This window comes from Leptolyngbya sp. GGD (assembly GCF_026735145.1).
Taxonomy (GTDB): Bacteria; Cyanobacteriota; Cyanobacteriia; order Leptolyngbyales; family Leptolyngbyaceae; genus Leptolyngbya; species Leptolyngbya boryana.
Map to the genome: position 1 here is coordinate 1,196,992 of NZ_JAPQKE010000001.1, position 25,624 is coordinate 1,222,615.

Genomic DNA, 25,624 nt, shown 5'->3' on the forward strand with positions numbered 1-25,624 from the left:
ATCAAGATCAGCTACGGTTTTGGAGCCGGGATTCTTCGATCGCGCGCGTTTCACGAGATAAGTGGTGTTCGAGTTCTGCTTTCAGTTCATGGTAGCGCGGGTATTGGTCTAAGGCTTCACGACTGCGCGGACGGGGAAAGGGAACATTCAGAACTTCAACAATTTGGGCAGCGGGTCCACGGCTCATCATCACAATTTTGTCAGACAGCAATAAAGCTTCTTCGATACTATGCGTGATCAGAACGACCGTTTTGCGGTGCTGCTCCCAAATCCGTTCGATTTCGTCTTGTAAAAAGCCTCGCGTCAGTGCATCAAGTGCGCCGAAGGGTTCATCCATCAACAGAATTTGGGGATTGATCGACAAGGCTCGGGCAATGCCGACGCGCTGCTTCATCCCACCCGATAATTCATGCGGATGCTTGTGCTCAGCACCATGAAGTCCCACCAAGTCGATGTACTCTCGAACAATGTCTTTTTGCTGTGCGATCGATAAATTCGGCTGCACCGTTTCAATGGCAAACCGAATATTTTCAGCCACCGTCATCCAAGGCATTAAAGAATAGTTCTGAAACACAACTCCGCGATCGGGGCCTGGACGATCGACCGGAACACCATTGATTAACACTTCTCCATGAGTGGGCTGTGTTAATCCAGCGATGATGTTGAGCAGGGTAGATTTCCCGCAGCCTGATGGACCAATAATCGAAACGAATGTATTGGGTTCAATCGTGAGATTAATCTCCGAGAGTGCAATGAAATCCGAAGAGGATCGCTTGAGTAACTTGTCTTGCCAGGTTTGCCGACCTGGAAAGACTTTGAATACATCCTTGAGAACAAGCTGAGCGCTAATTCCGGTTGTCGAAGTGGATAAATCAGTGTGCGAAGAAATCATAGCCCCTAGTGCCCTAATACAGTGTTGAGTCGTAGTTCGAGAAAGTCATGGAAGCGCTTGAGAGATGCCTATTGGGTTCGTTGTCCAAATGACACCCAGTTATGCAGTAGCCCGAGTAGACGATCGAGACAAACTCCTGCCAGTCCAATCACGACGATCGCGGTAATGATACTGGTGACATTGAGATTGTTCCACTCTGCCCAAACAAAGCTTCCTAGCCCTGTTCCGCCGACAATCATCTCGGCTGCTACAATCACGAGCCAAGAAATCCCAATACTAATTCGCAAGCCAGAAACAATACTAGGCGCAGCGGCAGGCAGAATGACTTTGCAAATGGTGCGCCAGCGGGAAGCCCCAAGTGTTCGAGCGACATTGAGATAGTCGGTTGAGACGTTACTCACCCCAAATTTTGTATTGATCAGCGTCGCCCAAATGCTACTAATCGCGATCACAAACAGCGCTGTGCCCTCTGAGCTTTTGAGGATGCCTAACCCCAGGGGAAGCCATGCAAGTGGAGAGACAGGACGTAGAAGTTGGATGAATGGATCAACGGCTTTAGAAGCAACGTCAGATAATCCAATCAAAATTCCTAGCGGAATCGCGATCGCGGAACCGAGTAAGAATCCCAACAGTACCCGCTGTAGGCTAGCGAATAGATGAGTTCCAATGCCTTTGTCATTGGGACCGTTATCGTAAAACGGATCGGAAATCCAACCCAAAAAATCTGAGATCGTGCGACTTGCAGGAGGCATCACCGGAGAAAAAATTTGATACTGTACGCCCAGTTCCCAGATGATTAAGATCCCAGAGAGCAATAGCAAAAACAGAATCAATGCCTGAATATTCTGATTTTCAAACCAAGGTTTGGACTTTTGCTGTTTTGATCCGAGCGATCGCGAGTTTGTGAGAGATGAGTTTGCCATGGCACTTACTAGACTCCAAATTGCTTCACTTGATCTTGAACATAGCTATCGACCTTGGCAGGATCAAAGGTGTCAAACTTGAGCGTTTCTACTCTAGTGGGTTCTGTCGGAGGAGTCTGTCCTAGCTCTTTTGACAAGTCTCGGGCTAAGTCAGTCATGTAAATTTGGTCAGCGATTTCTTGGAACTTAGCTTTGTCGGTCGGCATTAAGTCCCAACGTACCATCTGGCTGGAAATCCACTTCGCGAAGCTCTTCCAAGGATACGGATCAAACTTAATGCGATCGGGAACATCCAAGGATTCACCCAAACCATTGTCAAATTTTCCGGTCATCACAGCTTTGAGCACTGGCTCTGGCTGATTGAGATATTTCCGGGCTGCCATTTGTTGAGAGACACTTTCTCGGTTCTTCGCATCATCGGCATACGCGGCAGCTTCAATGATCGATTTATTGATCGTGCGGAAGGTGTTAGGATTCGCATCAATCCATTTCTGACTCGCTGCAAAAGCACAGCAAGGATGACCATTCCACAGGTCTTTGGTCAGCATATGAATGAAGCCAACTTTCTCAAAAATAGCGCGCTGCCCAAAGTTGTCGGGCATTAAAAAGGCATCGATTTGTCCGGCTGCCATTTTTGCAACAGAGTCAGGCGGTGGAACAATTTCCAGCTTGACATCTTGATCCGGATTCAAGCCTCCAGAAGCAAGGTAGTACCGCATCAGCAGATTATGCATTGAATAGGGGAACGGCACCCCGATCGTCATTCCCTTAAAGTCTGCTGCACCTTTTACTCTGTCCTTGTGCTTCATCGCGACTGCGATCGATTGTCCATTGATGTTTTCAATGCTGGCAAGTTTGATCGGAAAGACCGAGGAGCCTAGCCCTAATGACATCGCGATCGGCATCGGAGAAAGCATATGATAGGCATCGAGTTCACCTGCGATCGCCGATTCTCGCACTGCTGCCCAGTTTGGCATTTTCTTCAGTGTGACATTTAAGCCGTATTTCTTGTAGATTTCAGCAGATTCAGCAACCAAAATGGGAATCGAGCAAGCAATGGGAATAAAGCCGATCGTCAAGTCTTTCTTCTCTAAATTTCCGGTGGTTGCTGTCGTGGAAGAAGTCGTGTTCTGCTGATTATTACCACCCGCGCAACTGGTTACAGTCACAACCGCAGCAGCAGCAGCAACTTTAATGAGAAAGTCACGACGACGGAACCGACTCAAGCGAATCGCATCCCCTAGAAACTCGGTTGCATTGGGACCAAATGCTGCTGCTAGCGCTTCGTCGAGTCCACCAGCGAGTTTGATCAGTTCATTACAGAGTTGGCGCTGTTCTGGAGGAGCTTGATCGATCGCTTTTAATAAAATCGCTTTACGAAACTCAGCATGGGTCAATGCTTGACCAAACTGCAAAGCATCTTCTGAGTAATGCCCCATTTGCACTAAGTCATCGACCAAGTCCACTGGATCTTGAGGCATTCCCTCGATGAATTTCCAATGGTCTTCTGCAACATGAGTCCCGCCACATGGACAAAACATTGAGCTTGTCAAAGGATCGAGAGAATAAGTCCGATCGGATTGAGAAAGATCCAGAGAAGTGGGCATACAGTATGAAAAATATATAGTGAATCAGAGTAGAAACATCTTACAAACTTGATCAAAGAAATAGTGTAGTAATGAATACGAAATAGTTTATAAAAGCAAATTAGATGTATCTGTGAAACGGGAGTATTCTTATCATAAATAAATTTTTTATAGGCAGGTTTAATCTCTTAAATTCCAAATCAGATCGCCGAAACCAGCCTTCTAATTCGGAAGCGCTGAATTTGAAAAATTCTTGCGATATTTTCATCAGAAAAAATCTCAAAACCTGTGAAAATAGGGTATTTGAAAAGATAATTTTATCTTTTCAAATACCCATCTTGCTTAAAAAAATAGTTCTGTTCTAGCTGATCTTGTCGAGATCATGCAACATTTTTTTAAGCTGTTTAAGCGCAGGAGTGACAATTGCGACGAAGTAAGCTTCTCTCAGTTTTCGTTCAACTTTTGAACCGTGAAGATAGGCTCTTGCGCCAGCATGTAACATCGCTGATTGAGCTGCTCTTAAAGATAATTCTGAGCCAAGAATTCTGGCTTTAATGACTTCCTTAAACAGCGATCGCTCAATTTTCTCTTGACCTACTAACTCATCTGCTAAAGCATAGGTTGTTTGCCGAGCCGTTTCTAATTCTGCGGTTAATTCCTCAGCTTGATCAGGTAAAAATTGATTGACATGTCCATAGCGTTGATTCGATCGCTCAATCAAATCAATGCAGCTTTCGACGAGTCCTAATCCCATACCGACCTGAGTCAAAACAAAGCCAGGACGAATCCGAGCAACATAATTCTCACAAGGTGCTGCCAAAATCCATTCATCGGGCACAAACACATCGCGAAAGACACAGCTAAAGGTATTACTTCCTTCTAGTGCAATGAAATGAGCATTGCACCGAAGCGTTAAGCCTTCTAGCTCATCCGATACGATCGCCATCAGATAGTCATCGCTGTCTGCCATCTGAGCCGCAATGCCAAAGTAATGTCCTGCCCCAATGTTCGACACCCAAGGCAACATGCCATTCAGCTTGTAGCCGCCAGCAACTCGTTCTGCTATCAGCGCAATTTTCTCAATCCCGGCAAAGTGCTTCATCGGGTTCGATAGTCCTGTGCCTCCCAAGGCTTGTCCAGTTGCAACTAACGGCAGAATTTGCGTTTTCAAATAGTCGTTGTCGCTATTTTCCATGTACCAAGTGCAAGCAACTTGGCACCAACTCATAAATCCTGTGCAGAGACACTCCTGCGAAATTGCTTCGATCGCTTGAATTGCCCCGCGCAATCCAGTCCCAACTCCGCCATATTTTTGGGACACTGCTTGCCCAAAGCCTCCGACTTCTCCAACCCGGTGCATAAATGCACGCGGATATACGCCTTGTTGATCGATCGCCTCAACTTGCGGTGCGAGATCTGATGCGATCGCGCTCTGCAACTGGGCGAGCATCAAATCAACCGATGCAGATGTCTCACAACTGGGATCGACTCTCGAATGGATCATTGAATCAGTCATGGGATCGATCGTCGAATCGATCATTGTCCTGGAAATTGCTTGCATATTCTTGATGACTTCAATAATGGATTCTGACCTGATCAGATTGGATTTTTAGTATCGAACCTGATCAGGAACCGAGTCGGTCAAAAGCACTACTTCAAGGAAACATCCATATTGACTGGGAGCCGCAACGTGTTCGCAACAGGCGACCAAACATTAGAGTGAGCAACCAGATCGTCTAATTCCTCGCGGCTAGCATCGCCTTCTAAATCGACTTTGACGCGAATATCGGTAAAGCCCAAGCGCTTGTCCGATAAGTCACCGATGCCCCAAACGCCCGTAATATTGATGTCTCCTTCAAGTTCAAGCTCTAGCTTTGTCAGAGTGATTCCTCGCATGGTTGCATTGGCATGGATGCCCACCGATAGACAAGAGCCAAGACATGCTAACACTGCTTCAGAAGGGTTCGGTGCAGTGTCTTCTCCTAAGAGTCCAGGCGGTTCGTCAATCACGTGCGCGGGCAAATCCCGAACATAGGTCAAATTGCGAAATTGACCTTCGCAGACAGTCTTCACTTTGAGCGCTTTCACAACCGTCGGGTCAGCTTTAGCGGTTTCGGCTAATTTGTCGAGTCCGACTTTGCTAATCGGGCGGAGGGGAGTTTTGACCTGAGCGGTGACAGTCGTATCAGCCATAGCGATTTCATCTAAATAGAATGTTCTATCTAATTGAATCAGAGATGGCTTGGCGAATCGGTTCGTTTCGTTACAAAATTGCATTCATGACGCTGAATTCTCAAAAATTGCCAAAATCCCCAGAGCCGTCCTTAAACTTCAGTTGGTTCACTTGAACCAAGGTATCGAGCCGAAGGATGGTTCCGCTTTGCAGTCGCAAAAATTCTTGCTTGTTTTGGGAATACACATCGACGATTTGATCTTCGAGAACAATTTTCTGATGGGCAGCATCCTGGTAAACGATCGTACAAGACTGATGACGCATTGCCAGTAATACAAGCTCGTCATACAAATCGCAACGAATAGGCTGATAAGGTTGCATCGGATTAAAGCGGAACAACACTGTTAAAAGGCTAAATGATTTGGCATCTGAAGAGGTTAAAACTTGCTCTGAAACAGAATGAGTTTTGTCGGTTCGAGTTCACCCATCAGAAGGCAAACTTCTCTTCATTTGACAGTTCAGTACTTTGCCCAATTCGTCAAAGAACTCCGTAGGTCATCACTTCGATCGTCGTATGTGTTGGGGACGACTTCCAACTTATAACAGTTCTTGGGAGGATAAGTGTTACTGACTTCTAATCAAAAAATATGCCTAGGGCAAAACAAACCGCTTCGAAGTTCCACCTCGACGACCCCCAGTACTATCTCAACCGAGAATTGAGTTGGCTAGAGTTTAATCGCCGCGTTCTGCATGAAGCGATCGATATACGCACTCCTCTACTAGAGAGAATTAAATTTACGGCGATCTTCAGTGCCAATCTCGATGAGTTTTTCATGGTACGGGTCGCCATTTTAAGAGAACAGGTCGAAGCGCAAGTTGGCACGTTAACGCCCGATGGTCGTACTCCCGAGCAACAGCTTGCTGAAATTAGCCAACAGCTTCGTCCTATGCTGGTTCAGCAGCATCAGCTATTTGAACAAGACTTACGCCCACAGTTAGCCAAAAACAGCATTCATATTCTTAATTACATCGATCTCAGTCAAGACCAGCAGACTTATTTACACCAGTACTTTGAGAAACGAATTTTTCCAGTTCTGACCCCGCTTGCGGTTGATCCTGCCCATCCTTTTCCGCAGATGTCGAACCTCAGCCTCAATCTAGCGGTTGTTATCAAAGACCCAGATACCGGAGAACAGGACTTTGCTAGAGTCAAAGTTCCAAGCAATCTGTCTCGATTCGTGACTTTTCCCAAAGAGTTACAGCAATACAAAGGAGAGTCATGTTTGTGGCTCGGTGTTCCCCTAGAACAAGTAATTGCTCATAACTTATCGCTATTATTTCCAGGAATGGAGATTCAGGAATACTATCCCTTTCGAGTCACGCGGGATGCTGACTTGGATGTGCAGGAATATGAAGCAGATGATTTGCTGCTCGCGATCGAACAAGAATTACGGAAACGACTGCGAGGCGGCTCGGTCTTACGACTGCAAATTCCAACCTCTACCTCTGAGTTTGTCCGCCAAAAATTGATGCAAGGCATGAGCCTGACCGAACTAGAAGTGTACGAAACCGAGGGACTGCTTGGGCTAAAAGACTTAATGACATTAACGGCAATTCCTTGCCCATCGCTGAAAGATTCGCCTTGGACACCAGTGATTCCCGCGCGGTTGAAAGGGCTAGCCCCCCAATTAGACACTCGAATCGATGCGGACGATCGTGGCGATGGGCTAGATATCTTCTCTGTCATTCAACAGCAGGACTTACTGGTACATCATCCCTATGAATCGTTTACCGCTTCGGTTGAAACGTTTATTACCCATGCGGCAACTGATCCAGATGTTCTAGCGATCAAAATGACTCTTTATCGTACCTCTGGTGATACCTTACCCAAAGCGCTCATGCAGGCAGCAGAGAATGGTAAACAAGTGGTCGTCTTAGTCGAACTGAAAGCACGATTTGATGAAGAAAACAACATTAACTGGGCGCGTCGATTAGAAGACGCAGGGGTGCATGTTGTTTATGGCTTAGTTGGATTTAAGACCCATACGAAAGTCGTGCTCGTGGTTCGTCAAGAAGCGGATCAAATTCGTCGCTATGTTCATATCGGCACTGGAAACTACAGCCCAAAAACCGCAAAACTCTACACGGATTTAGGATTGCTGAGTTGTCGTGAGGATCTCGGTGCCGATTTAACCGATCTCTTTAACTATCTCACTGGGTTTTCCAAACAACGATCGTATCGGAAATTGCTGATTTCACCCATGACCATGCGCGATCGCATAACGGCAATGATTCGGCGTGAGATCCAACATTGTCAACAGGGGCAACCGGGTCGCATCATTGCTAAGATGAATTCCCTCACGGATGTTGAGATGATCCGCACTTTGTACGAAGCATCACAAGCGGGTGTGCAGATTGACTTGATTGTGCGCGGGATGTGCTGTTTACGTCCTGGTATTTCAGGAATTAGCGACAATATTCGAGTGGTGAGTATTGTCGGACGATTTCTCGAACACTCTCGAATCTTCTACTTCCATAACAATGAGGAGACTGAACTCTATTTAGGAAGCGCGGATTGGATGCGACGCAATCTCGATCGACGAGTGGAAGCTGTCACGCCCATAGAAGACCCATCCATTAAGCACACCTTAACAGACACTCTGCATCTGCTGCTGTCGGATACTCGCCAAGCTTGGCTGCTTCATGCCGATGGTCGCTATACCCAATTACGCCCGCAAGAAAATGAGGCAGAGTGTAGTGCCCAACAACGGCTGATGGAACTGACTCAACATCATTAATCAATAGGATTAGCTCACAACGCGAGTCTAGATGCCATAATCTGAAGACAAGCTTACCAGAGCAGGATTTTTGAAATCTTTCGGAATCTCTGGCAAGCTTTTGTTTTCCGGTGCGCCATCTAGCCTATTTTCTATTGAACCAATGTCGTTGTCACAGTCGTTCGGTTCCGATGATCATTCCGTTCAGCCATCATCTGACTTCATCTTAGTGTGTGGCTTGGGGAGTTTGGGTCAGCAATGTGTGCGCTATCTCAAAGAATTTGATGCGCGTGTGATTGCGATCGAAGAAGCGAGCAGCAGAACTTGGGAACTTCCAGAACTGCCAACTCTGCTAGATGAATTCGTGATTGGAGATTGTCGGCAACTCGAAGTGCTAGAGCGAGCGAAAATTGCTCAATGCCGCGCGATTTTACTAGTGACGAGTAGTGAAACTGTCAATATCCAAGCAGCTTTGGCAGCGCGATCGCTCAATCCAGCGATTCGATTGGTGATTCGTTCTGACCAGCAAAATCTCAATCAGCTTTTGGGACAGCAACTCGGTAACTTTGTTGCATTTGAAGCCACTCAGCTTCCAGCACCTGCGTTTGCTTTGGCAGCATTACACCAGGAAACGATCGGATTATTTCGATTAGGCAATCAACTGGTGCGAGTTGTTCAACAGCAAATTGAACCAGAGCATCCTTGGTGCGATCGACGCAAGATTTATGAGCTAAACAACTCAACTCGAACGGTTCTCGCTCACAATCAAGTCTCACCTCGTTTTTATCAGTGGGAGCAAGAACAGACAATTTTTTCAGGAGATACGATCGCTTACGTTGAAGTAAATGAAATTCCACACCATCGATTACCTGATAGGTCGTGGAGGAGAATCAAACTATCAATTGCTTTAAAGGCACTGATCAGTTCACTACAGAAACAGAATTTAAAGCAACTCCTATATCAATTCTGGCAAGATAGTAATCAAACTCAGAAAGTCACGATCGTTTCAGGTGCAACAATTAGTGGATTAGCGTTATTAGGCACGCTACTGTTTTGGTTGAACTATCCTGACATTACGCTACAAGACGCATTCTTTACAACAGCAGTTTTATTACTCGGCGGTTATGGTGACTTATTTGGGCAGGTCAAACTAGAGCTACCGATTCCGTTGAGCCTAAGACTGTTTAGTTTGCTGCTTGCGATAGCAGGTACTGCCTTTGTTGGTGTATTATATGCTCTCTTAACGGAACGTTTGCTCACTGCAAAATTTCAACTTCTCAAGCGCCGTCCTCCAGTTCCGAAAGAAGAACACATTGTCATCGTTGGTCTCGGACGAGTCGGACAGCGAACGGCAACCCTGCTCCAGGAAATGAGACAATCCTTGGTTGGTCTCAACAGCACCAATCTCGATCCGACTATTTTGCCGACGATGCCTTTATTAACGGGTAAACTGACCAGCACATTAGCAAAAGCAAATTTGCAAACCGCAAAAAGCGTAATTGTGTGTACCGATGATGAAGTCGCAAATTTAGAAATCGCATTAACAGCTTGCCAACAAAATCCAGGGCTGAATTTGGTGATTCGGGTCTTTGATCCTCGCTTTAGCAAGAGTATCGCCCAACTCTTACCTTATGCAAAAGTATTGGGCGCTTATCGCTTGTCTGCGGCAGCATTTTCAGCAGCCGCATTTGGGGAAAATATTCTGAGTCTATTTCGGCTCAATCAACAAACAGTTCTAGTAACCGAGTACCAAATCACCGAAACCGACACGCTACACAGACATCTTCTTTCAGATGTGAGCTACGGCTATGGCATCGTTCCTATTTTGTATCAATCTGCCCAACATGAGCCTGAACAATGGATGCCTTCGGGGGATATTCGAGTGGGGAGCGGCGATCGCTTAGTCGTGTTAGCCACAATGGAAGGATTGCGAAATGTAGAACAGGGGAAAATGACGGCGAAAACCTGGCAGGTGCGGGTCACAAAAGTCCTGACTCAGGATGCACAGTTTGAAGCAACAATGGCGATCGCACGAATTTCGGGCTGTGAGATTGACGCAGCAACCCATGCTCTGAAGACCTTACCGACAACACTCCCGATTGACCTTTACCCCCATCAAGCCCAACGTTTAGTGCTGCAACTTAGACGAGTGCAAGTCGTTGCTGAAGCATTCCCCAATTCCTCAAGTCATGATTAGAAGGTCTGATGTTCTGCTTTATGCTCTAGAACGGCGACGGTTCCACTTCAGCAACTCAATCAGCAAGTAAACTCCTAGCGAAGTTGCCAAAATCACGCCCCATTCACTTGGCTGTACTGGAGCCGTTCCGAACACTTGGTTCATCCACGGAGCATAGGTAAAGAGCATTTGGAGTGCAATCATCACCCCAACTCCTAGCAGCAAAATCGGATTCGAGAATACGCCTAACTGAAACATCGAGTACGAGAGCGATCGACAATTAAACAATAAGAAAATCTGACCAAATACGATCGCATTCACTGCGGCCGTACGAGCCGATTCGATACTTGCCTGATTGCGAATCGCAACTTCATAGACCACAAACGCGAAAATACAAAGGAGGATGCCTGCCAATGCGATAAATCGCACCATTGATGGTCGTAGTAATGGCGATCGAGGTGGACGCGGCGATCGCGTCATAATCTCTGGTTCTTTCGGTTCAACTGCTAGTCCTGTACCGAGTAAAACGGCGGTCGTCGTGTTAATCCACAAAATTTGCAGCGGTAAAATCGGTAAAGTAATCCCCAACAAAGTCGCGACAAAAATGACTAATCCTTCACTCAGATTGGTCGGTAACGCCCAGACAATAAACTTGATAATGTTATCGTAAACGCCTCGTCCTTCTTCTACAGCCGCTTCGATTGTGGCAAAGTTGTCATCTGTCAAAATCATCGAAGCAGCTTCTTTTGCAACTTCCGTCCCTGTAATTCCCATTGCAATGCCAATATCAGCTTGACGCAAGGCAGGCGCATCATTCACACCGTCTCCCGTCATCGCAACCACATGCCCTCGGGATTGCAAAGCTCTGACTAGGCGTAATTTCTGTTCTGGAGTCACTCGTGCAAACACAGCTGTATGTTCTGCGATCGCTGGAAGTTCTTGATCGGATCGCTTGGAAATCTCAGTTCCCGTCATCGCGGCTCCGGTGCGATCTTGGGGCGGCGATTTGGCCAGTCCAATTTGTTCCCCGATCGCGGCGGCTGTGCCAATATGATCTCCGGTGATCATTTTCACTTTAATGCCAGCATTTCGACAGGCTTGAACAGCTTGAACAGCTTCTTCGCGAGGCGGATCAATCATGCCTTGCAATCCTAAAAAGGTTAAGCCGTGATCTAAACTTTCATGCGTCAGAGAGGGCGGAACAGTTGGCAGGTCTAATTTTGCAAATGCTAAGACTCTTAATCCTTGGGTGGTCATTTGCTCGACACATTGATGAAGTCGATCGACTTCTAACGCGATCGTGTCTCCCGATGCAGACAATTCTCCGGTACAACGAGGAAGCAGGCTTTCTACAGAGCCTTTAATATAGATCAATGCCTGATCTGCAACCGGATGTAAGGTTGCCATATATTGATACTGTGACTCGAACGGAATACTATCGTGTCTGGGCAACTCTTGTGCAAGCGTATGACGATCTAACCCTGCTTTGTGAGCAACGGTAATCAGCGCGGCTTCAGTCGGATCACCAACAATCGTCCAGCCTTGATCTTCCTCAACAATGCGAGAATCATTACACAAGAGTCCTGCTTTCAAACATTCGATGAGCGCTTGATTTTCACCTGAAGTCGCAAGCTCTCCTTCGGGCGCATAGCCAACGCCTGACACCCGGATGACTTGATCTCCTGCATAAATTTCTTGCACGGTCATTGCATTCTGCGTCAAGGTTCCAGTCTTGTCAGAACAGATTACCGTTGTGCTACCCAAGGTTTCGACGGTTGGGAGTTTGCGAATGATGGCATTGCGTTTTGCCATGCGATTCACCCCGATCGCTAACGTGATCGTGACCGCAGCAGGCAATCCTTCAGGAATTGCGGCGACTGCTAACGCAACGACGCCTAAAAAATTATCGTCCAAAGAGTAGCCTCGCAGTGCACCTGCCACAAATGCGATCGCAGATGCTCCCAAGACGACATACATCAAAGTCTGACTAAAGTGGTTAATTTTGCGCGTCAAGGGAGTCGTGAGGACATCGGCGGAAGAAATGAGTTCGTTAATATGTCCGATCTCGGTTCGATCTCCAGTGGCAATCACGACTCCCGTTGCTGTTCCATACGTAACCAAGGTGGAAGCATAGGCAAGATTTAAGCGATCGGCTAAAGCAGTGTCGAGATCGAGTTGTGCGATCGTATTCTTTTCAACCGGAACAGATTCACCGGTCAGCGCAGATTCATCAATCTGAAGATCGCGCGATCGCAAGAGTCGCAAATCTGCTGGTACTTTATTCCCAGATTGAAGTGTTACGAGATCACCTGGAACTAATTCAGTCGCTGGAATTTGTTGCTTTTGCCCGCCGCGAATGACAGTAGCATCACTTTGCGCCGTTTGCGCGAGCGCTTGCATCGCTTTGATCGCTTTATACTCCTGAGCAAACCCAATCAAAGCATTGATCACAACTACTGCTAAAATCACCCACGTTTCAACCCAATCTTGCAATAGGGCAGTAATTCCAGCAGAAACTAACAAGATATAGATCAGCGGCTGATTAAACTGTTCGAGCAGCAAAATGAGCGGATTTTTTCCGGCTTTCTGCGTCAATTGATTCGCACCATATTTTTGCTGACGCTGTTCTACTGCTAGAGGATGCAATCCCTGATCCGGATGAGTTTCCAACCGAGTCACCACTTCAGGAGGAGGAAGATGATGCCAGTCTGAAGCAGATTGTTCAATATCGGACGAAGACTCACGCGTGATCATAGTTGCTCGTTAAGGCAAAGTACAACAACTCTTCTTTTGTGGAGAGAGTTTAGCCTCAAGACTATCTTGGGGCTAAAATTGCAACCTCAGCCTTAAGACTTAGGCATTGCTCAGCCAAAGACAGATGTAATTCTAGAAGGGCAAATCACTTGCGAAAATTAGTCTTTCTGGAGTTACACCTGCCTTACAGCAGATACTCAAAATTCTTCTGTATGATAATATCGCTGAATTTATCAGTGAAGAGTAGGATTACCTTGACTCAATCGCAGGACAATTCATCGATCGCGGCACTTCAACGAGTGCTGCAAGGTCTCAGATCGCATCGGTACGTAGCGCTTGGAGCAGTGTTAAGTCTGATCTTGCTGACGATCGCAACAGCGGTCACTCCGCAGATTTTTCGATGGGGAATTGATCGAGGGATTGCTGCGAAGAATTCTACTGTCGTCTGGGAAAGTGCAGCCCTGATGGTCGTTGCTGCGATTGCGCGCGGATTGTTTAACTTTGGGCAAACATTCTGGTCAGAATCGACTTCACAAGGCGTGGCGTATGATCTACGCAATCAGCTTTTTATTAAGCTGGAAACGCTGAGTTTTAGCTATCACGATCGCGCGCAAACCTCACAACTGCTGACTCGTGCGACAAGCGACATCGAGCAGATTCGATCGTTTATTGGCACAAGCTTGATTCAAGTCATTGGAGGCGTCATCACGCTTGTCACGATTTCAACGATTTTGCTGATTATGAATTGGCAATTAGCGCTGATGACGCTCTCAGTTTTGCCGATCGCGGCTTGGATATTGACGCGGTTTTTCACTCGGAATGGCAGTGTGTTTCAGCGAGTGCAGGAGCAACTCGGCGACCTCAATGCTGTTCTGCAAGAAAATCTAATCGGTGTGCGGGCTGTCAAAGCTTTTGTGCGGGAGTCCCAAGAGGCAACTCGCTACACTGCATTGAACAATGAACTGATTGCAGTCAGCATGAAAACGCTGTATGCGATTCGGAACACGTTTCCAATCATTTTTCTGCTCAGCAATTTGATTACAGTTGTGGTCATTGGCTATGGCGGCGCACAGGTGATTCGCCAACAATTTTCCATCGGTGAACTCGTTGCGTTTAATTCATACCTACTCTTCATTCTTCAACCGATTTTACTCATTGGATTTGCTGCACCTGCGATCGCTCAAGCCGCAGCTTCTGCCCAACGCGTCTATGAAGTGCTGGATGCAGAAGTCGAAATTCGCGATCGACCGCATGCAATTCCATTTCAGACTTGTGGGGGCAGGATTACATTTGAGAATGTGTCATTTCGCTATCCAGGCGCGACAGTCGAAGCCTTGAAAAATGTTTCTTTTGAAACGAAGCCGAACGAATTGATTGCAATTCTCGGCATGACTGGATCAGGAAAAAGCACGATCGTCAATTTGCTCCCTCGATTCTATGATCCAACTGAAGGGGCAGTCCGCATTGATGGGCATGATGTTCGAGAATTTAACCTGATGAGTCTGCGATCGCACATTGGCATTGTGTTTCAAGAAACAACTTTGTTCTCAGGGACATTGCGAGAAAATATTGCGTATGCAAAGCCGGATGCGACCCTTGCAGAAATCATTGAAGCAGCGAAAACAGCCCAAATTCATGACTTTATTTCAGAGCTTCCAGAGGGCTATGACACGGTAGTGGGCGAGCGGGGAGTCGGATTATCTGGAGGACAGCGCCAGCGAATTGCGATCGCACGCACGTTGCTAACCAACTACCACATTCTGATTCTCGATGATAGTACTTCCGCCGTCGATGCGAAAACTGCTACACAGATTCAAACAGCACTCGATGATTTGATGGAGCAAAAAACTTGTACTGCCTTTGTCATCGCGCAGCGGATTACAACCGTTCGCAATGCCGATCGTATTTTACTGATGGATCAAGGGTTGCTCGTCGCACAGGGAACCCATGAAGAACTTATGCGAAACAGCCCATTGTACAGCGCGATTTTAGAATCTCAGGTGAAACCAACATGAGCAGTGCTTTTGGAGCAACTGAAAAATCTACCCGCCAAGTGTCTACACTGCGGCGATTTTTACGATATGTTCGACCCTATCGAAAACAAGTTCCGATCGCATTATTGTGCGTGTTGATTGGTGCTGCATCTCAAGCTGTTGGACCATTCTTTATTGGATGGTCGATCGATCATTTAATTGCACAGGGCAATCTGCAAGGGTTACTTCTCGCTTTACTCGCCTTGACTACGATTTACGTGCTCGGTATCCAAGCCATTCGGGAGCAGATTGTCCGGGTCGGTTGGATTGTGCAGCATGTTCTCGCGCAATTGAGGCAAGATATTTTTACTAAGGTACAAAGCTTACCCTTGAGCTATTTCGATCGTAGTGAAGCAGGCGATTTGATGAGTCGGTTGCTCAATGATGTAAGTACCGTCAACCAAGCCTTTGGTCAAACGATCGCGCAAATGTTGGGGAATTTGTTTAGTTTGATCGGCATTATCATTGCGATGTTGTCAATCAATCTTCAGCTTGGATTAGTTAGCAATTTTGTTGTGCCGTTGATGATTCTCACGACTGCGCTCTTTTCACGATGGGCGCGATCGCGATTTCGAGTTACACGTAAAACGATCGGAGAACTCTCAACCAAGCTCGAAGAAGATATTGGCAGCGTGCGGGAAGCCCAAGCATTTAACCGGGTGCAGTTGAATATTGATGAATTTGATCAATTGAATGCGGCAAATCGCGATGCCAATATTGAAGCTGTTGCGATTACGGCTGCATTTTTACCTTCGATCGATTTTCTCAATACTCTAGCAACTGCGGGTGTCCTTGCCTATGGTGGGTATCTAGCCGTAAGCGGGCAAGCAACCGTCGGAGTCGTCACGGCATTCTTGATCTATGTGCAGCAGTTCTTCAGACCGATTCAGATTTTGAGCCAGTTTTATACTCAAGCACAATCGGCTTTAGCAGGACTGGAACGAATTTTTAGTTTACTTGATGAACCCTCGCAGTTAAACGATGCACCGAATGCGATCGAGATGCCCCCGATTCAAGGCGAGGTCAAATTCCAGAATGTTGCTTTTGGCTACACGCCTAACCAGCGCGTTTTGAATCAAGTGAACTTGCTAGCAAAACCTGGACAAAAGATCGCGCTTGTCGGCGCAACTGGAGCGGGAAAAAGTACCATCATTAATTTAATTCTGCGCTTCTATGATGTGACCGAGGGAGCAGTGCTGATTGATGGAATTGATGTTCGATCAGTGACTCAAGCGAGTTTACGTCGTCAGATTGGTATTGTTTTACAAGATACGGTCTTGTTTAGTGGAACGGTTGCCGAAAATATTGCCTTTGGTCGTCCAGATGCCACTCACGCTGAGATTGAATCTGCCGCCCAGATTGCTAATGTGCATGAACTGATTACTACCTTGCCGAAAGGGTATTCGACCTATCTCGGTGAGCGAGGAGCAATGCTCAGTCAAGGTCAACGTCAGTTGATTAGTATTGCGCGTGCCGTGTTGATTCAGCCTCGGATTTTGATTTTAGATGAAGCAACCAGTAGCATTGATACACGGACTGAGGCACTGGTACAAGATGCGATCGCTCGGTTATTGCAAAATCGAACGAGTTTTGTAATTGCTCATCGACTCAGTACAGTGACTCAAGCAGATCAAGTGCTGGTCGTACAAGGTGGACAGATTGTAGAACATGGAACCCATCAAGAATTACTAGACCAGCAAGGGATCTATGCCAATCTCTATGCGTTACAGCTTGGGTCAACGACACCCGTGAATACAGCACCTTAAGTCGATAGCCAAACCCGCAAGAGCGAGATCAGTTGATCTAAATTGAGCGGCTTTGTAATGTAATCTGACGCGCCTGCTGCTAAACATTGTTCTCGATCGTCTTTCATTGCCTTTGCTGTCAGGGCAATGATGGGCAGCGATTTGAAGCGGGGTTGTGCTCGAATTGCACGAGTCGCATCGTACCCATCCATTTCTGGCATCATAATATCCATCAATACAAGATGGATGTCTGGATTCTGATTCAAGACTTGCAGCCCAGTCCGACCATTCTCTGCATAGAGGACTTCCATGTCATATTCTTCTAGCAGACTCGTAATCGCAAAAATATTGCGGACATCATCATCGACAATTAAGACTTTTTTTCCAACCAGAATTGCATCAGAGGGCTGCAATGACTGAGTGAACGATTGAGATTGAACTGATTTGAGTTGAACTTGATGGAGAAAGAGCATCATTTCATCAGACAAGCGCTCGGGCGATCGCGCATCTTTGATAATGATGGTTTCGGCGAGTCGCTTCAGTCGAGCTTCTTCTTCAAGCGTCAATTCTTTTGCGGTATAGACCACAATTGCCAAGGTTGGATAATGAGTTTTGATGTCTTCAAGTAACTCAAATCCGTCTCGATCCGGCAGCATTAAGTCTAAAACAGCACAATCAAATTCTGTCGATTGCAGCATTTCTAAAGCTTGTACTCCGGATCGGGCGATCGCAATTTGTACTTGATCCTGTTTGAGCAATTCACATAGACTTTCAGCCTGCGTTGGATCGTCCTCAATGATTAAAAGCTGCTTGACTCGATCAGCTAAAAACTGTTTGAGGATCGAAAAAGCCTCATTCAGTGCAGTTAGCGTAGCGGGTTTTTGCAAATATGCGATCGCACCAAGCTGTAAACTGCGCTCTAAATAGTCATCTCCTGACAGCACATAGACAGGCAGATCATGTTGAGGATTTGATCTCAAGTAGTTTAAGATACTCAATCCGTTGCCATCCGGCAGGTAGACATCCAGCATCATTGCCACAGGTTGAAACTGTCGTAAAAGTTCAAGCGCTCTATCACTTTGCGTCGCAATTAGCCCCTTAAAGCCTTGTTGATGAGCGATTTCTAGCAAGCTGTAGGCGAAGTTTAAGTCATCTTCAACAATCAGCAAAACAGCATCCTCCGGTTGCAGTGATGCGAGATCGTCTGCAACGACCCTAGTCATAGAACGCTCACTGGTCTCAGGCACGATCGCAGGCTGCACCGTTTCAACAATTGGCAAATAGAGCGTAAACGTACTGCCCTGATTTTCTTGACTCGTAACCGTCAATCTTCCCCCCAAAAGCATGGCGAGTTCTCGACTAATCGACAGTCCTAATCCTGTCCCACCATACTTACGACTGGTCGTTCCATCGGCTTGCTGAAATGCCTCGAAAATCGCAGTCTGCTTATGAGCCGGAATCCCAATTCCGGTATCTTTTACTGAAAATGCAATCTCAGAGGATTCAGCCGCTATGCTGATCTCAATGCTTCCTCGTTGAGTAAACTTAAAAGCATTCGATAACAGATTTCTGAGAATTTGTTGAAGGCGTTTTGGATCGGTCGTAAAGTTGGTTGGCAGGTGCGGATCGAGCGCGATTGTAAAGTCTAATCCTTTACTCAAAGCGACCTGCTGAAAGATTTGTTCGAGGGCTATCTTCAAATTGGGGAATGAGATGGGTTGTAGCTCGATCGACAATTTACCCGATTCAATTTTGGCAAGGTCTAAAATATCGTTGATCAGATCGAGCAAATCATTGCCCGCCGCATAAATGGTTTGGCTATATTCAACTTGTTTTGCTGTCAAATTACCATCGCGGTTCTCGCTGAGCAAATTTGCCAGAATCAATAAACTATTGAGCGGAGTTCGTAGCTCATGCGACATGTTGGCGAGAAATTCAGATTTATAGCGTGAACTGAGTGCAAGCTGTGCCGCTTTCTCTTCTAGCTCTACATTCAACTCTTGCAACTGTTCATTGGTCTGCTGTAATTCTTCTTGCTGCTCGCGTAACTGAGCTTCAGAGACTTTCAGTTCTTCTGCTTGTTCTTCTAATCGGCAATTCGTATCTTGAAGCTCAGTTTGCTGGCGTTGTAGCTCTTGCGTCAGCGCTTGAGACTGTGCGAGTAATTCTGTTGTCCGAGCCGTTGCCGCGATCGTCGTCAGCACAACGCCCAAAATCTTACTTGCCTCATCCAGAAAAGTCAGCGAAATTTCACTAAACGGCTGAAATGAAGCAAGCTCAATCACTGCGACTACTTCAGACTCAAACAACACAGGCAGAACAATCAGTTGCCGAGGAGAGGCATTGCCTAAGCCGGAACTAATTTGAAGATAATCACTGGGAATATCACTCAGCAGTAAAGATTTCTTATCGATCGCACATTGCCCAATTAGCCCTTCTCCCAGTTGGAGCTGGGGTTTGAGTTGTGCTGAGGCTTGACTTGCATAGCTGCCAACTAATTTCAGCACAGGCACGCCTGAGTCTTGCTCGAGCCAGTAGAATACGCCTTGTTGCGCTTCTACCAGAGAACAGAAATGAGAAAGCACGCTTGCCGCAGTACTGGTTAGATCTCGTTGCCCTTGCAGTCTCTGGCTCAGTTCTGCCACATTCGACTTGAGCCAAGTTTGAGCAGCATTATTTTGCTGTGCGACTTCTAACTGTTGCCGTCGCTCCTCAGCCAGTTTCAGCGTTTTCAGCAGGTTTTCGACTCTGGGAACGAGTGGAGGTAGCGTCAGTGCAGCAGAAATTGAAGCGAGTGCTGTCAGCAGTTTGATATCACCTGATAGCCAATACATCGGGTTCCAGAGTGTGACGACCTCCATGAAATGGGTTGCACCACAGGCGACGATAAATGCACCAAAAACGAGAAAGATCCAATGAAAGGGAATTTCTCGGCGGGTTCGATACACGAGATACGCAAGCGTCGCCGAAATCGCGACGTAGCAGATCCCAATAATCGTATCGGTCGCAACATGGAGCCAAACTAATTCTGGTTTCCACAAATAACAGTGACCGTGAGGAATAAATCCAGCAGCGGTCAGCAAGTTCTGGGCGAGTCCAGGATATAACAGCGTAGCGGCAATCGCAAACGCGATCGCGAGGGTAATGTAAAGAGAATTATTCTCCTGGCGACTCTGTAACATCTATCCGATGGGTGAGAACTGAGGTGATTCCTTCAAGGATATCGCAATTCACTCGTTCCACTGATCGAGATCAAAACCTCGCGTCTACGCACGATCGCGAACATTGCTCTCAAGATAGTAAAACACCTCGACCTAGCACTACTTTGTGAAGGTAATAGTACCTGCCCTAGGTCTGAACGTACTGCACCGCAAAGTTCAAGAAATATACAGGTAAAGTTGCTCGAAAAATCGCATTCGCAACGACAAAGCAAAGTCGATCGACTGCTGACATTGAATAAACCAGTAGGGCTTGTCTGAATAAGCCATCATAATTTCCTCAAGTGTCTCTGCATGGGCATCGTCCACCTCCATATGAAGCTTAAAGAAATAAAGATGTGTTTCTGGAATACCCGCTTTTAGCAGACCTTCTACAAAGATGCCGTACATTCGAGGCACAATCGCTTCTGTTCCTAGTGAAAGAAATGCGCTGCTTAAGGAGGCAGACGATCGCAAACAAAAATCTAGATACTCTTTGACGAACAAAACCGTGGAATCTAAATATTGAATTTGAGAAGTATCAACATTCAACCCTTCTCGAAGAAACTGGTGAAAAATCTCTGTGTGCCGCTCGTCTGGATTAGTTCCACCGCTCTCTTCCCAAAGATTATCAATCAGTTTGACCCGCAACGCATCGAACTCCATATTTGCCATTAGCCCGGCAAGGTAGCGCGTGAAATTTTGAGAGTAGAGCGAGTATTGGGCAAAGATCAGTTGAAAATCTGATTGAGAGAGGCTACCGGAGCGACAAGCTTGAAAGAGCGAGTTCTGCCAGAACGGATGCGACTGCATGAATTGATTGAGCGCCATTCTAGCCTCAGCAGGAGTGCTTGGTGGCTCACATGCCCCAGACTCTACGGATGCTAAATCTTGTCGAATCGAAACAACCGATTGCCCAACTTCACGATTGAATTTCAGGATCGTTCGCTTGAACGGGGGAAGAGCATTGTGCATAGGGGTTAGGGAGATCTAGATGAATGGAACAAGGACAAAGCATACTTACAAAACTGATCAATCAAACGGAAACAGAATCGGATTCAAACTTGTTCGAGCCACATCCGTAGCAATAAACGTTTCTGATCAGGCTCAGCATAATCTTGATAGTTCGTTCGGTTGTGAGCCACTTTGAAGTTGTTGACCCACAGGATGTCTCGCGCTTCGAGCTTAAATTGTAGAACCAGATCTTCAGCGCATAAAGTGCGATCGAGCGCATCAAATGCTGCCGTTTGCGCTGCATCCAGTAAAGCTCCTGCTTTTTGATGACCCCGCTCAATCCAATAGCGCATATAGCGAAACGTTAAACCGCGCCGTCCTTGGTGAGAAAAGATAGGAAACTGGTTTTTTCGTAAGTTTTCTAACGAAAACGCAGATCCTGGGGTAACAATATCGCGAATGTAGTCCTGATGAAGAAGCGATATTGCCTTCGGATCACTTGCTGCTAGGCGCTGATAAACAGCAGGGACACTCACCACTTGCGACTCTCCACCCGATAGCGCAGGACGAAGACACATCAAACCCACAACATCTGGCAAACAATCGATCGCGCTGCTGTCAGTGTGAAAAGACGTTTCGGCATTCGTCTGAGAAATAGGAATTCGGCTAGTTTGATACGATCGCCCCAAATCTGTTACGTCATAAACCAGACCATAGCGATCGATGGGTTTACCAATTCGTTGACCCAATGCCAGGTAGAAGTTGCGGCAGACCAATTCACTAAAATTGAGGGGAACGCCCCGCAGCAAGACGATGCCACTCCCATCAAACAGTTCTTTCTGAATGGTGCGGGCAAGCTGATCGAGGTGTTGCAAACCAGCAGACGGATTTGCAGATGCCCGATGAAATTCCTGGAAAACGACTGCCGGAATTGTCAGTTGCCATTGAGACGATCGCAGCATATCGGCTCTTGTCCAGTCCTGATCACGGATGAGATCGACCTGGTTCTGAGCCTTAGTTAAGGATTGAATCATGGAAGTTATGATGAACGGGTCACTCGCATCAGTAAGTGGAGCGGAATATCAACAACAGGCTCAAAGAAAGACGAATCTAGCTCAAGTAACTCAGGCGTAACGGTGAGTTCTTTCAATTCAGGCATGGCTGTGAATCCAGCCGTTTTTAGGGCTGTAAAGTAGTCTGAGAAGACTTTATGAAAACTACGCACATCTAATGCAATTCCATCGCGCCGCCAAATCTTGCCACTGAAAGCATGGTCGCGTCCTGAGAAGTATCCTTGAGATTCGGAGTCGAAGTAGAATGGCGCAGACTGACGGTGAGTGAATGCTAGCATCGGATGGGGAACGACAAAGATAAAATCTCCCCCGACAATCAGTAACCGATGAACTTCTTGCATCACACAGAGCATTTCATCGATCGAAAGATAGTTAAACAAAAAGACTGCAACCGCTAGGTCAAAGCTTTCTGTCTTTAATGCTTTTAGGTCGGTTGCGCTACCAGCCTGATACTGAATACCTAGAGGAGATTGGCGCTCTTGAATTTGGGCGCGCTCAATCATCTCTGGAGAAATATCAATGCCGAAAACGGATGCTGCTCCTCGTTCTTTGAGTTGTCGCGCACAGTATCCTTCTCCACACCCTAAATCCAGAACTCGCTTTCCAGTAACGTTCCCGCAAAAATCCAAGGTTGGTGGACGAGCGGTAAAGTCCGAGAGAATCGTCGGCTCATGTCTGACCCAACTAGGCGCACTTTTATCGTATATCGCCTGAACGGTTGAAGGTGGCTCTCGCATAACGCTTGAAATTTCTAATTATTTTTACGTAATCTAAAAACATACTTAAGACCATAACTCAATAGATTTACGGTGTCTAGGCACTCTTCAAATATAATCTTCACAATATGATAAGTATTATCTATAGTTTAATCGACTTGGATGCAGTTTTGCTAAACGCATGAAACGGCAAATTTACTGAATTATCGATTCAAGAATTTAGTCCTGCAACAGTAGCCGCCTTTGCTCTGTCCAATCACAGACTCAATAGCACTATGGCACTTGAACAATCGCAGTACTTTCCTAGTAGACAACCTGTCTGAGGATTCAGAAGCAATGACTTTGACTGTGCTACTAACTATTCCTATAAAGCAGAATCGTAAACTTTATCATCGGCGCTGTATTTTTGATGTATTTACAGATGATAACCGGAGAGCTTTCTTACCCCCTTAATGGTCTTTTCAAACATCCTCTAACTCTTGCTTTATTTTTTCCTTCAGCATGATGTTCTAGAGATCCTGCACTTCTAGTATGAGCGATCGCTATTCTTCCTCTTCAGCAGGAACTAGCATAATGTCTTCGTAGAGAAGCTCGATCGGGAATTTGTAATTAATACTAGTCAGCTCAATTTCATCTCCTTCAGCATAAGCAGTCAGTTCCCATTTCTCTTTCTCATTCAATCGGAAAATCTCAACATTGATAGTATCAGAGCTAATTAAGACATATTCTTTTAGGCTTTTCAGTTGGCGGTATTTTGCGAACTTTTTACCGCGATCGTAAGATTCAGTAGTGGGTGAGAGGACTTCAGCAATCATGCAAGGATGTTCAGCAAATTTTAATGCAGTACGATCGCGCTCATCGCAAGTCACAGTTGCATCAGGATAAAAGAAAGGACCTTTCTCGCTGATTCTAACTTTTGCGTCAGAACTAAAAACGCGACAGCCATGCCCCCGCAAATGGCTTTTTAACACAGTAACAAAGTTAACAGCAATTTCACTGTGCGGAAGTGTTCCGCCTGTCATCGCGTATACTTCACCCTCTAGATACTCATAGCGAATTTCCTGCCGTTCTTCCCATTCGAGATATTCTTCAGGACTCAAAGAGAATTGGGGACTCGCAACCATAAGAATCTCTCCGCCGAGATCAGATGTTTCTACTTTAACGGCTTCTACTTCTTGATAAGCTATGGATTCAAGAAAAAGAAACAATTCAGCACCGCCAATATTCCTAATATTCTTACTGTGTCGTTGATTCAAATGCCTGATTCAGAAGCTAACGGTTGTGCGGAGTGTACCCACATCAATTGGATCGTTGCTGGCATTGTCATCGAGATTAAGGAGCGAAAGATTCAGATTGAGCGAGTTCGATCGTTGGAAACATTCCTAAAGCTATTTCTGCCACCATTATGCCAAAGCGAAGAAACTGATACCTAATCAATTTTTGATCGCGACACTTGATGTCCTAGCGAATTCCATTCACAAGGCATTGGTCGCAAACATTTTTCAATTTGGTATGAGTCATAGACAGTCCAAGATTCAATCGATGCGACCTTCAACCTGAGGGCGATTATCTCAGCACCAAAGACGGTTGCTTCAATCGATGTTCGCAGTGTTCCAAAATCGCTTCTGTAAAAGGCTGACGTTCCGGAAATTGCGTACTGAGGTAGATATGCCGGACTAACGTCAGAGTAGTATACACTTCGATCGCATGATGAGTTGCTTCACCGCTAATCTGAATAAAGCGATCGCTAAGTGCAGCTTGCTGAGTTGCTAGAGCATTCGGATCACCCAATAAACGCAAGCTTTGTTCAATGAGATGTCCATTGAAATTGCCAATATCAAGCTCTCTGTCACCGCCTGCAAATAAATCAAAATCTAGCAAATAGAGCCGCGATCCATCGACCAGCACTTGATCCGGGTAAAAATCGCGATGAATGCCGCAGATCAAATTCGATGAAATTGAACTGGCTAAGCGATCGCATTGAGCTAAAACTTGTTCTAGCCGGGTTTGCCATTGAGGGTATTGCACGATGACTCGAGATAAGCGATCGTGCAAAATCGCCATTTCTTCCTCAATGCCATGACAACGTTTCGGCAGAATCCAAGCGCGATGGAGTTTGTGTGCTGCATCTGCAATCCGCTGTGCAAGTTCTGTTCCTGCCGCTGTTGAGATGACCTCAGTTGCTAGAATGCCAGGGACTTTGCACTGAAGCCACATCCGCCATTGAGGAATTACCCCGATCGGCTCTGGCACAGAAATTCCATCGGTACTATCCTGTCCAAATCCGTGATCCCAGAGGAGTTGCTGCAATCGGTAGCAGGATCGATCGAGTTTTTTCGATCGTACTTTCGCGATCCAGGTCATAGATCGTACCTCACCTGCGTGCTCGATTAAGACATCGTACTCAATCAAACAGCGTCGTTGAGGTTTGTAGCGAATCACGCGAATCGCTTGTATCTCTATTGCTTTAAGCCGCTCTGAGCGGTAGAAAAGCTGAGTTTGGAATTGCTGTTGGACTTGTACTGGATCAAATGCAGTCGCTAAAAAACTCAACTTTGGATCAGCAAGAATGTGGAATGGGTCTTGAATCGCGATCGACATAACAGACAAAACCTAAATTGAACA

At 46.2% G+C, this 25,624-nt stretch carries 18 protein-coding genes; 5 read left to right on the plus strand and 13 right to left on the minus strand.

Annotation, left to right across the window (positions count from 1 at the left end; genetic code table 11):
- Positions 1-7: 7 nt before the first annotated feature.
- The 6 genes from OU814_RS05670 to OU814_RS05695 all read right to left on the minus strand — a co-directional run bounded on the left by OU814_RS05670 (position 8) and on the right by OU814_RS05695 (position 5,955).
- Entirely contained in the window at positions 8-892 is an 885-nt protein-coding gene (locus tag OU814_RS05670) for an ABC transporter ATP-binding protein (RefSeq protein WP_268181182.1), read from the minus strand.
- A 68-nt stretch (positions 893-960) separates the two neighbouring features.
- Positions 961-1,815, minus strand: a complete 855-nt coding sequence (gene ntrB, locus OU814_RS05675) for a nitrate ABC transporter permease (RefSeq protein ID WP_017289964.1) — start codon at positions 1,813-1,815, stop codon at positions 961-963.
- 8 nt (positions 1,816-1,823) lie between these two features.
- Positions 1,824-3,422, minus strand: a complete 1,599-nt coding sequence (locus OU814_RS05680; RefSeq protein WP_026148863.1) for an ABC transporter substrate-binding protein — start codon at positions 3,420-3,422, stop codon at positions 1,824-1,826.
- 340 nt (positions 3,423-3,762) lie between these two features.
- Positions 3,763-4,917 carry an acyl-CoA dehydrogenase family protein gene (locus tag OU814_RS05685; protein ID WP_225885679.1) on the minus strand — a complete coding sequence of 385 codons (1,155 nt, stop codon included), beginning with the start codon at positions 4,915-4,917 and terminating at the stop codon, positions 3,763-3,765.
- A gap of 134 nt (positions 4,918-5,051) precedes the next feature.
- Positions 5,052-5,594, minus strand: a complete 543-nt coding sequence (locus OU814_RS05690) for an OsmC family protein (RefSeq protein ID WP_086371059.1) — start codon at positions 5,592-5,594, stop codon at positions 5,052-5,054.
- A 100-nt stretch (positions 5,595-5,694) separates the two neighbouring features.
- A complete protein-coding gene (locus tag OU814_RS05695; protein ID WP_190652141.1) occupies positions 5,695-5,955 on the minus strand; it encodes a hypothetical protein in 261 nt (86 codons plus the stop codon).
- Between the two features lie 266 nt (positions 5,956-6,221).
- On the opposite strand from OU814_RS05695, the gene ppk1 reads away from it, so the two are divergent.
- Positions 6,222-8,372, plus strand: a complete 2,151-nt coding sequence (gene ppk1 / locus OU814_RS05700) for a polyphosphate kinase 1 (RefSeq protein WP_268181189.1) — start codon at positions 6,222-6,224, stop codon at positions 8,370-8,372.
- A 142-nt stretch (positions 8,373-8,514) separates the two neighbouring features.
- The gene (locus tag OU814_RS05705; RefSeq protein ID WP_268181191.1) at positions 8,515-10,548 is read left to right on the plus strand and encodes a potassium channel protein; all 2,034 of its coding nucleotides are present in this window, start codon (positions 8,515-8,517) and stop codon (positions 10,546-10,548) included.
- An 18-nt stretch (positions 10,549-10,566) separates the two neighbouring features.
- On the opposite strand, the gene OU814_RS05710 is transcribed toward OU814_RS05705, so the two are convergent.
- Positions 10,567-13,281 (minus strand): cation-translocating P-type ATPase, encoded by a 2,715-nt coding sequence (locus OU814_RS05710; RefSeq protein WP_268181193.1) that lies wholly within the window; start codon positions 13,279-13,281, stop codon positions 10,567-10,569.
- A gap of 254 nt (positions 13,282-13,535) precedes the next feature.
- Here OU814_RS05710 and OU814_RS05715 point away from each other — a divergent pair, with 254 nt between their 5' ends.
- Both OU814_RS05715 and OU814_RS05720 read left to right on the plus strand, forming a co-directional pair.
- Positions 13,536-15,296 (plus strand): ABC transporter ATP-binding protein, encoded by a 1,761-nt coding sequence (locus OU814_RS05715; protein ID WP_268181195.1) that lies wholly within the window; start codon positions 13,536-13,538, stop codon positions 15,294-15,296.
- Entirely contained in the window at positions 15,293-17,080 is a 1,788-nt protein-coding gene (locus tag OU814_RS05720; protein WP_268181197.1) for an ABC transporter ATP-binding protein, read from the plus strand. The genes OU814_RS05715 and OU814_RS05720 overlap by 4 nt, the downstream gene beginning before the upstream one ends.
- On the opposite strand, the gene OU814_RS05725 is transcribed toward OU814_RS05720, so the two are convergent.
- The 5 genes from OU814_RS05725 to OU814_RS05745 form a co-directional block, all read right to left on the minus strand.
- On the minus strand, positions 17,077-20,241 hold the full coding sequence (locus OU814_RS05725) for a response regulator (protein WP_268181199.1): 3,165 nt from the start codon (positions 20,239-20,241) through the stop codon (positions 17,077-17,079). The two genes, OU814_RS05720 and OU814_RS05725, sit on opposite strands and share 4 nt — an antisense overlap.
- A 195-nt stretch (positions 20,242-20,436) precedes the next feature.
- Complete coding sequence (locus OU814_RS05730; RefSeq protein ID WP_017289952.1) at positions 20,437-21,231, minus strand: TenA family transcriptional regulator; 795 nt, start codon at positions 21,229-21,231, stop codon at positions 20,437-20,439.
- An 83-nt stretch (positions 21,232-21,314) separates the two neighbouring features.
- Positions 21,315-22,244 (minus strand): TauD/TfdA family dioxygenase, encoded by a 930-nt coding sequence (locus OU814_RS05735; protein WP_268181202.1) that lies wholly within the window; start codon positions 22,242-22,244, stop codon positions 21,315-21,317.
- A 5-nt stretch (positions 22,245-22,249) separates the two neighbouring features.
- Positions 22,250-23,020 (minus strand): class I SAM-dependent methyltransferase, encoded by a 771-nt coding sequence (locus tag OU814_RS05740; protein ID WP_268181204.1) that lies wholly within the window; start codon positions 23,018-23,020, stop codon positions 22,250-22,252.
- Positions 23,021-23,541: 521 nt separating this feature from the next.
- Positions 23,542-24,123 carry a Uma2 family endonuclease gene (locus OU814_RS05745; protein ID WP_268181206.1) on the minus strand — a complete coding sequence of 194 codons (582 nt, stop codon included), beginning with the start codon at positions 24,121-24,123 and terminating at the stop codon, positions 23,542-23,544.
- Between the two features lie 132 nt (positions 24,124-24,255).
- Between OU814_RS05745 and OU814_RS05750 the strand changes: the two genes are divergently transcribed.
- The gene (locus OU814_RS05750) at positions 24,256-24,432 is read left to right on the plus strand and encodes a hypothetical protein (protein ID WP_268181208.1); all 177 of its coding nucleotides are present in this window, start codon (positions 24,256-24,258) and stop codon (positions 24,430-24,432) included.
- A 133-nt stretch (positions 24,433-24,565) separates the two neighbouring features.
- On the opposite strand, the gene OU814_RS05755 is transcribed toward OU814_RS05750, so the two are convergent.
- Entirely contained in the window at positions 24,566-25,600 is a 1,035-nt protein-coding gene (locus OU814_RS05755) for a phosphotransferase (RefSeq protein WP_268181210.1), read from the minus strand.
- Between the last annotated feature and the right edge of the window lie 24 nt (positions 25,601-25,624).